The organism is uncultured Gimesia sp., from assembly GCF_937910335.1.
Lineage (GTDB): Bacteria > Planctomycetota > Planctomycetia > Planctomycetales > Planctomycetaceae > Gimesia.
On sequence record NZ_CALEMX010000457.1, the window covers coordinates 1 to 10,267 of the forward strand.

Annotated in this window: 3 protein-coding genes; 2 read left to right on the forward strand and 1 reads right to left on the reverse strand. The window is 46.5% G+C overall.

What is annotated here, in order from left to right; translation table 11 throughout:
* Positions 1 to 6,958 (reverse strand): LamG-like jellyroll fold domain-containing protein (locus Q0668_RS18145; protein WP_298867210.1); only part of this gene is annotated, 6,958 nt, incomplete at its 3' end.
* A gap of 706 nt (positions 6,959 to 7,664) precedes the next feature.
* On the opposite strand from Q0668_RS18145, the gene Q0668_RS18150 reads away from it, so the two are divergent.
* Together Q0668_RS18150 and hpnH are read left to right on the forward strand one after the other, a co-directional pair.
* Positions 7,665 to 8,657, forward strand: a complete 993-nt coding sequence (locus Q0668_RS18150; RefSeq protein WP_298867212.1) for a hypothetical protein — start codon at positions 7,665 to 7,667, stop codon at positions 8,655 to 8,657.
* Positions 8,658 to 9,041: 384 nt separating this feature from the next.
* Positions 9,042 to 10,196, forward strand: coding sequence for an adenosyl-hopene transferase HpnH (hpnH, locus tag Q0668_RS18155; RefSeq protein WP_298867213.1), 1,155 nt, complete (start codon positions 9,042 to 9,044; stop codon positions 10,194 to 10,196).
* Positions 10,197 to 10,267 lie beyond the last annotated feature (71 nt).

Sequence of the window (10,267 nt, forward strand, 5' to 3'; positions counted from 1 at the left end):
CCGTATCAGTAAAATGGGTACTGTCAAAACCGGCCAGATTTTCATCAAAGGATGAGAGATACGATTGTTCGACTCCATCCAAATAAATACGCATCTGACCTGTGTCGGCATCCCACGTATATTGGATGTTGGTCCAGACGCCCTGAACGCCTGAGTGACCACCTTGCTGAATTGTGAAGTCCGCTCCGTCTTGAGTTCGACCGTAGAACTGTCCGCCACCGTTGCTGCGATATTGAAATTCGAGGCCGCCATTATCGGGGCCCTCGAAGAATTGATTTCGGCGACCCGTGTCATCCATCTGAACCCAGAAGTTCAACGTTCCTTTTTTGCCGACATCAAAGCTGGCATCCTGGAATGTGGCAAAATCGTCAATCCCATCAAATTGTAATGCCCCCCCAAATTGTCCTGCTGTGGTCTGGAATTCAGGGCCAAAGGGAACGATGCCATTGGTGGAGATGAACATCTCAATGCCGTTTTTATTATCGATGGCAATATTTCCGGAAGATTGGTCGAAGTCCCAGTGGGCCACCAGTCGTGCGTCTGCAGAAAGATTAGCGACGCCACCTGCGCCTCTGATAGTGGCCAGGTCTGTCGTATTTAATGCCTGATTAAACCAGCCGACATCGTCCATTAATCCATCGAAGAAACGACCGCTGCCGGGGTCGCGGGCGACATTCATCAATTCGTTTACAGTACTGACTGTGGAGAGCCATTGTGTTAAATCGGAATCAAAGGTCGTATTGAGATAGCCAATTTCTGTACCATCAATAAAGAGGTGCATTTGTGGATTGCCAACCGCGTTGAAATCCCAAGTGTACTGGATGTTTTGCCAGATTCCTTCTGTGCCGCCCGCACCGCCATTTTGAATGACGTAATTATTGCTGTTGCCGTTCCGACTTGGGCTTCCGAAGAATTGTCCGCCACTGTTCGAGCGGTACTGGAATTCCATGCCTCCATTGTTGGGACCTTCAAAGAACTGATTTCGTTTTCCCTGGTCATCCATATTGACCCAGAAACTGAGGGTACCTGCTTCACCGACATCAAATTTTACGTCTTGGAAGAGACCAAAGTCGTCAACTCCATCAAATTCCAAAGCCCCGCCATAGACACCGCCGGCTGGGTTCCATAATGGGTCGGTCGTTGGCTGGGGGCCATCGTAAGTAAACCCGTTAAAGATGTTGTCGGTAATATTGACTGTACCGACGGGAACAGCCAGGGCAGGGTCAAAGAAAATACCACCGGGTTGAGCAAAGATGCCGTTGCCATTGGTCGTGGCTGAGTCTTGCCAGTCAAAGCTGTTGTGGATAATGTCTATTCCATCGTTAGTCATTCCACCATTGGTGATGGTGATCGTATAGTTCTGGTCGCCCGCTTCCTGGAAGGAGCCTGCTTCAAGACCGTTGCCGAAGTAATTGAATGAGATCACACCGCTGAAGGCGAAATTATTAGGATCACCAAACGTTCCTTGAGGACCAATGGCGATCGGTCCCCAGCGGAAATGGTCTGCGCGAAATTCATTACGAGTGATCAGGAAGTTCTCGCCACTGCCACCACTTCCATCACGAATCGCCGCACGCCCGAATTTTCCTTCGAAAATCGAATCAGAAACTTCAAGGTTATCGGCACCTGCAAATACAACAGCACTGCGGTAGTTATCGCTGAATAACAAATTGTTAAGTGTGGTGTTATCAGCAGTTGTAAGAACAACATAGCCTTGATAATCGGTCGTAGAAGTGTGTGTTTCCCACCCCAGTTGAGCCCCCGAGATTGTTACATTGTCTGCGGTAACATTAACGGCGACGTCAAAGTTGTTTGTGGGCGCATCCGCTTTTCGAATCTCAACGACATCTGAGCCTGCTCCCAACAGGGAGACGGATTCGTCGATATCAAGTGTGTCTGCAGTGATATAAATCCCTGCTGCGATGTTGATGGTGCCACCATTGCCTGCGACATCCACAGCGTCCTGAATATCTGCACCGCCAGCCGACCCAAGTACATTTACGATCGCGGTATCGCCGGAAACATTGGTGGAGACCAGATCGCCATCCAGATTGACTTCGGTGGCATTAAAGGCGATTCCCGCAGCCGTTACTGTGATCCCAGTAGCGACGTTAATCGTTTCTGCATTAAATTCAACAAGCTTACCCGCATCGAATGAGATGCTGGCATTCGCATTGATTGTGTCATTGTCAGCCTCACCATTTATGGTAAGGGAAGCGGTAAAGTTGGCGGCCAGTGAATTGATATCGATAATGTCATCGCCAGCACCAGTGTTGATGGTCAATGAATTGGTGGGATTCGCAAAAGTCAGAAGTTCTCCGGCAGTCGAATTGACGGTTGTTTGACCACCACCTGCATCTGTAATTGTGATTGTTTCAGAAACTCCACTGTAATTCAGGGTGACATCAGCGGTAGTGATGGTTGATGTGATGGGTTCTAGACCGGTGTAAGTAATGAAGTCCGTCATGGAACCGTCAATGCGGACACTGCCAGAACTGCTGTTTGTAAAGAAGTACTCAACTGCAGTCGTTATTCCCAGCAGGTTCAGAACATCACCCGGATTAGGAGAATCCTGGCCTTCCCCATCGTAGTTAATCGTGATGCCTTCGGCGGCCAGTGCTACGTCAACAGCCAGGCTGTCATCTCCGTCACCACCGTTTACTGTGATTTGATTCGTATCCGCCAGGGAACTGGAACCGATGAGAGTGCCTCCAAGTCGATATTCAACGTTGGGACCGACGACGAGGATCTCGATCACATCGTTGTTTGTTGTGCCATCAACCTGGACATCTACCACTCCTGAAATAGCGAAGTTTTCAATTTCAGTATAGGTAATGGTGGGGAATGAGCCAGTAATCGTACCTGCACCGACCCCATCCGATGATACTAATGCAGTTCCCGCAGCACTGGTGTCAACGTTAAGCTGATCTCCTAGCGGATTGCTGGTAGGATCACCTCCGGCAATATTCAAGGCTTCCGAATTAGGAGTGATATTGAAAATATCAGAGCCGGTACCACCAGTGAGATTAATGAAATTACTGAATTCGAGTGAATTGGTGCTTTGATAACTGTTTGTGACATTGAGGGTCCAGTCAGCGGCGCTGTTGATACCCGTTAATGAGTTCGTGCCTGAACCACCCGTTAACTGGTTTATATTCTCGAAAGTGACGGACTTAGCAGACTCGTTACCAGCGAAACCATCGATGCTTCCCAAACCGGTTAAGGTGGCAGAGAGGTTTTCACTGTAGTTTGTCAAATTGAGATGATCATCGCCGTCTTGGCCATCAATGGTACCGTTAATGGATGATCCATTATTGTCGAACTGAAAGATATCTGCTCCACCACCGCCTGAGAGGTCCAGAGTGTGTGAACCGTTGATGTTAAAGATATCAACATCACTTCCACCTTGTAGTGTTTCAAAGTTCGAGAATCCAAGTGAAGTGAAGCTTCCATATATACTGGCAGGTTGAATGGTCCAAGTGGCCGCTGCATCACGACCCGTCAACTGGTCTGCGACTCCTGAACCGGCCTCAATGCGATTAATATTATCAAAACCGGCGCTGATGGAAGATTCGGTTCCCTGAAAGCCATCAAAGGAGCCATTCGTCGTCAGCACTGCATTGATAGATGTTGTTAATAAATTATAATCGAGTGTGTCTGCCCCGGATTGACCATCTATGTTACCAGTGAGTGAAGCGCCGTCCTGAAATCTGAAGATATCATTGCCGGAATCCCCAGAAATATTGTGAATTTGACTACCAGTGATAGTGAATATATCGACGTTCGTGCCACCGGTCAGATTTTCGAAACCACTAAAACCGAGTGTATTGGTTGAGCTGTACTGATTACTTCCGTCGACCGACCAGTTTGCGAAAGCATTAATTCCAGTCAAAGAATCTGTATTACCACTGCCGATGATGGTGTTGATGTTGTCGAAAGAGTTTGTTGTCGAAGCTTCCGAACCAGCGAATCCATCTGTTGAACCGGTTGAGGCCAAAATCAGATCCAGCATGGCGTTGGAAGCAGAGTAGTCAATCACATCAACACCTGACAGACCATCGATGGCACCGGTGATCTGTCCCGCTCCAGTGAATTGAAAACTATCAATTCCCGCATCTCCGGTCAGGTTTTCCATATCACTGAAGATGACCGTACCAGCTTGCAGGCTACCCGAATTCACACCATCAATAATCCAGTTATTGACCAGGTTCAGTGAAATGAGTGTGTCCGATCCGACACCACCATTAAAGCTGATGCCTCCGGAAGGCGTGATGATTCCCGTGTAATCGAGGCGAACAATGTTGTTAGAAGCATTACCAGTGATGACCACATCGGTCACGTTTGCAAATTCATGTGCGGGAACAATTTCGTTGGCAGTGCCAGTTTCCACAACGCGTAATAGGCTGCCGTCTCTTTCAATTGTGATATCATTCACCGACCAGTCAGCAGAATTCACAAATAGTGTTTCAGCAAGATCATTCAAGTTGATGGTGATCGTTGCGGTATCAGTGCTACCAGCGTTGTCATCAACAATGATGTCGAGTGTATAAGTGGGATTAGTTTCAAAGTCGAGCAAACTCTGGTCAGCAACAATGATTTGGCCACCAGCAGTAATGTCAAAGGCAGCGGCACCCGTTCCCCCGTTTTCGGAAAATGTGAGTGTGTCGCCCGGCAGGTCATCGTCAGTAGCAACAATGACGGCACCAACAGTCGTACCATTACTAGCATTTTCATCAATGGTACGAATCTGATCCATGACCACCGGATCATTATCGTTGAGAGGATTCAAGTTCACTGTAATCGTCGCAGTATCGGTTGCCCCGGCACTATCAGTGACAAGAATGTCCAGATCAAAGGAAGTGGTGTTTTCAAAATCGAGTTGACTTTGATCGGCAACTGTAATGTCACCGGAAGGGCTGACATTGAAAATGAATTGTCCTGTGCCTCCTGTGACGCTAAATGTCAGACTGTCAGGGGGCACGTCTGTATCTGTTGCAACAATTGACCCTACGGGTATGGTGTCGATGGAATTTTCGTCAACATCAAAGATTTGATTCGAAGCTGCGGGAGGCGAATTAACGGTCAGTACAACATCATTTCCGTCTCCCCCTTCATAGGAAATGAAAACTTGATTGCCATTAAAGGTAAAGAGAGTTCCTTCAGCAAGTCCGACAAAAGTTCCCGTTACGGCATCCATTGTTCCATCATTATCGATCAGGAGAAATTCGTTCCCAGCAGCAGCAGTAAATGCGCTGATAAGATTCAGGGTAGCTCCTGTTACATCTACGGTGCCGGTAACCTGTATTTGATCATATTCCGTACCGGCTTGTGTTCCATCAATTTCGATATCAAATATAGCGCCAGCACCTAATGTCAAATCACCGGTGTTGATGATTCCTGGACTCGATCCCGGAACGAGATGACCACCTGAATTGACAGTTACAGGAGCATCAATGGTTCCTGAACCGCCTAATGTTGCTCCCGCAGAAATGACAACTTGAGTTGTCGTGAGGCTTCCTTCCACTTGTAGCAGGCCATTTTGAACAGCTGTTGAACTGCTAAACGTGTTCGTTCCATTTAAAACTACCGTGCCCGTGCCATTTATAATCAGGCCTGTTCCACTCAAATCTGCTGAGACCGTACCGGAGCGGAGTTCTAAACTGGACTGTAGAGATAAAACTCCACTGGTCGCGATGACGGAGCCATCTTCCAGGGTAAACCCAGCGATTGTTTCGTTGAAAGAACCCAGATCCAGGGTTGCCCCTCCTGAGAGGGTCAATGAAACTGAGTCTGCCAATAGATCACTACCCGACAGTTGATAGGTGTCTCCTGGTGACCCTGATAGTATCAGATTTGTTGGAGCGAAAGTGGCATCAAACGAATCGAAAACGACCAGAGAATTTCCGCCCGTGGTATTAATGGTAAGAGAATCAGCGGGCATCGAAAATGTCGTGAATTCGAAGGCCGCACTCAAACTGCGGATTTGCATTTCACCCGGAACAAGCGAATTTTCCAGAACTGCGTCCAGCGTTGAAGCGGGAAGGTTGATGACGACATTATTGGCCGTGCTGTCTCCACCAAACACGGGTTCCAGGCCGCCATAACTGATTTCTGTGATTCCATTGTCGACGAAATCAACCGATCCTGTCGTGGGGCCAATTAAGTCGTGGGTAATGGTATCAAAGCTTCCCCCTACAAATTCCAAAGCATCATTACCACCACTACCTCCATTAAATGTGATTGCGATGTCAGTCAAACTGGCAGTGCTGTAATCCAGCGTCAGCAAGTCCGATTCTCCATCAGTACCCAATACGTTAATGGTATTGATTGATGCAGTAGGCGCAGAAAAGAGGGGGGTGGTAAGATTCGTTGGGTCAAGAATCTCAATGTTAGGGCCGTTAATTTGAATGATGAAAGCATCGTCAGCATTGAGTTCATTTGGAAGCACAACCTCAAGTTGATCTCCTGTCAGCTGAAATTGGCCGAGATAGGTCACCGCTGATGCGGGATTGAATTGCGGGGTTTCACCAGGGTCAACTTGTATTTGAATGCCGATATTGACATCACCTGTAAAACCGGCGAGATCAATATTTCCGGGTAGAACCAGATTTTCCTGACCTAGAAAATTAATGACTTGTGAAGGATTTGTACCCGTAACCAGAATCGACGAAACCTGAGTCGCATCAAATTGCAGAATACTGCCGGGCAGTCCCAATTCTTCAACTTGAATTGTTGCACCAGAATTGATGACAGAAACAGTGGCTGCATCATTAGGGGCATCAAGGTTGAGTTCAAGAACATCGCCAGTGACTCCCGCACCGACACTGAGGACGATTCGGTCTTCAAGTCGAATTAATTCCAGTTTTGCGTTGCCATCTTCGCGATAGCTATCAAACTGCAGATTATGGGAGGGCTCGGTTTTGCCGAGGTGTCGATTCAACCAATTTATAAATCTCACGTTGAGATACTCCTTCGAGTTCTTTGAACTGCGCGAACTTGTCATGGCAAAAATGTGATAGCTGCCATTTGTTGCAATACGATTGGAGGAGATTGAACAAAAGCAAAACCGTAACCCAGGCTGACCCGGGAACCCTTGCGCAATGGGCTTACAGTATTGGGAGATATATACATATGAGTATATCTCGTTGTGACTGTAATTCGCCTCCTACATTATCTTTACTCCCTAAATGGTATGTCAATCATTTTTAACGTAGCACAAACATCTGGTAAAAATGTAAAGCTTCTGGTTACACAAACGGAATACTCGTCCTAATTAATCAAATAGGGTATTTTCAAACTACCATGCGTCTTAACTATTACAAACCAACCATCTCCATTACGTGATATAAACGATAAATCGTGAAGCTTACTGGATAACTTTTCATCTGAGACGTTGGAATCTCCTAAATTGACTTAGCATTTAACCAACATGAAGCGAATTTATGTATAGTAGTGTTTCGAGATTGAAATGTATGAAGCTTCCCAAGCAGGGGGTATAGGGGTGATACAAAGACATTGCCGTTTGGTTGATGATAGATGTGCTGCCCCGTTAAAGCCTGCCGATAAAAGAAAATGAGTACTCCTGATAATGAGATGTCAGAAAATGGCTTTCTCTAAGTAGTTTAGAGAAAAGCCGGCAATTTACTTATGGAGCATCTGAATTCATGAGGTGTTTAACAATTCAGTCATGGATCGTTACCTGCCTGTGCAGTCTATTTCTGAGTGGCTGTGCTGTGAATCAAGCTGCGCTTTTCTCAATTCCACCTGAGATTGACAAAAGGAAAGTGGTAGCCATTTCTCAATCTGCTGCCGTGAGAAAACAATCAACTGCTAAAAAGACGATTGAAGACGCAAAACCTGACCAATTCAGGGTTACCGGCTTCAATAAAGGCACTCTTAAACATAGGGCACAGCCTGGAAATGAATCGAAAGTTCAGATCAGTAAGAAGTTGTCCAACGATTCTGATCTCGAATTCGATGAGTTTGCCGATTTTCATGCGATTGAATTAGCGGAATATAGTCGACGTCAGAAATCTGAAATTGAAGTCGATGTGCCTGTCGAAGCGAAGAAGCCAGTTTTTGATGCCTTGCCAACAATTACTGATTCAGAATTAATTCCAGTGACGGAAGTCTCTTTTAGATCAAACACCGAAGTTCAATCTGAAAAAGTGAAGATACAGTCTGAAAACTCGGCTGAACTGGTTGATTTAGGGTTAAAACCACTGAATCAATTATCAATCAGTGCCAAACCGCCGGCGGGCGAGATGCCCAAGAATACTGCTGCAGAACATCTGGATAAGCTTCCTACTCAGCATATTGTGATGGGTGATTCTCGAGATTGGGAGCTGGTCACAAAAGAATGGGAAGCACCCGGTGTGGCCTATAATCCGTTGTATTTTGAAGAACCCAATCTAGAGCGTTATGGCTACAATTACGGAGCAATTCAGCCCTTTGTTTCTGCAGGTCGATTCTTTGGACGCGTGGCTATTCTGCCTTATATGATCGGTGCTTATCCGATACATGAGAATCGATATTCTCTGGGATATGCGCGGCCCGGTGATGATCCACTTTATCAGGTTGAAAAGCTGCCTTTCAGTGCGCGAGGAGCGCTATTTGAAAGTCTGACAGCTACGGGTCTTGTATTCCTGATTCCCTGATCAGATTGAGCTAAGATTTCAATCTTTTTCTCGTTCTGACGACTACTTCAGGTGAGCCGAATTGCCTGTGCCATCCCTCATCTGGGACCTGTTAACGCTTGAGTCGGTTATATCCCCAGCTAACAGTCCTCCTCTCAGTGGCACCGAACAACAATTGGTCAGAGTTAGAGCGATTGTTGACTGCGTGTCTTATTTTCGGCGTAACGGGAAACGAACCTGATAGGTCGGAAGGGGGACTATTCTCAATGTCTCATCTTTAACCGGCATTAACTCTATACTGCATTGACACATACGCCAAATATTGGGGGTGACAAGGTTTCCAAAACGTGATATGAATCGTCTACTCTGAATGGATTTGTAAATTTTCGCAACAGGGAGGCGACTGTGGGTGTTCCCCTTTCACAAATGTGGACTGTGGCAAAGTACGTTTTGACACAACGAGTTAAAGGCGTAAAGCGTTATCCGCTCGTGTTAATGCTGGAACCCTTGTTCCGATGCAATCTCGCTTGTGCCGGTTGTGGGAAGATCCAGTTTCCTGCAAATATTCTGAAACAGCATCTGAGCCCCGAGCAATGTTTTCAAGCTGTGGATGAGTGTGGCGCTCCCATCGTTTCGATTCCGGGTGGTGAACCACTCTTGCATCCTCAGATGCCTGAAATCGTTGCCGGACTCGTAGACAGAAAGAAATTTATCTATCTGTGTACCAACGCCATTTTACTGGAAAAACATTTGGATGAATATCCGCCTTCGAAGTATCTTACTTTCTCAATTCATTTAGATGGGATTCGAGAAGATCATGATGCAGCTGTCTGCCGGGACGGAATTTATGATAAGGCAATCAGTGCGATCAAAGCGGCAGTCAAGGCAGGGCATCGTGTGACTACAAATGCCACGCTGTTTGAGAACGCAGAGCCAGATCGTGTTCGACAGATGTTTGATGAACTGGCAGAATTGGGAATTGAAAGCATGATGCTCTCTCCCGGTTATCAATATGAAAAAGCGCCAGATCAGGAACATTTCCTGAAACGCAATCAGACGATTCAAAAGTTTCGAGAGATCCTGGCGGCACCTAAAAAACAATGGAAATTCAACCATTCTCCTTTGTTTCTGGAATTCTTAAAAGGGAACTGGGAACTGGAATGCACTCCCTGGGGCAACCCAACTTATAATCTTTTCGGCTGGCAAAAACCCTGTTATCTCTTGGAAGAAGGCTATGCCGACTCTTTTGCTGAGTTAATGAGTTCTACCGCCTGGGAACGGTACGGGCGGAAAAGTGGTAATGACAAGTGCCGTGACTGCATGGTGCATTGTGGACATGAACCAACGGCCGTTGATCAGACTTTTTCTTCATGGAAAGGATTCATGAAAGTCGTTTCACTCACCCTGTTCGGTTCTCGTGATTCGCACCAGTCAATTCCGACTCCGGAATATGTTCCTTCGCCCCATTACACCGTAGCGGATCATGAATTGATTCAGCTCTCAGTCTCGAATGAAGAGACGTGCGAAGAGGAAGCCGAAACGCTAAACATCACAAACTAAGTGTTCGTGCTTAAGATGTGAATATCGCTCTTTCGAGCTGCGCCTGTGTTTTTATGAATCGCTCTCATTAT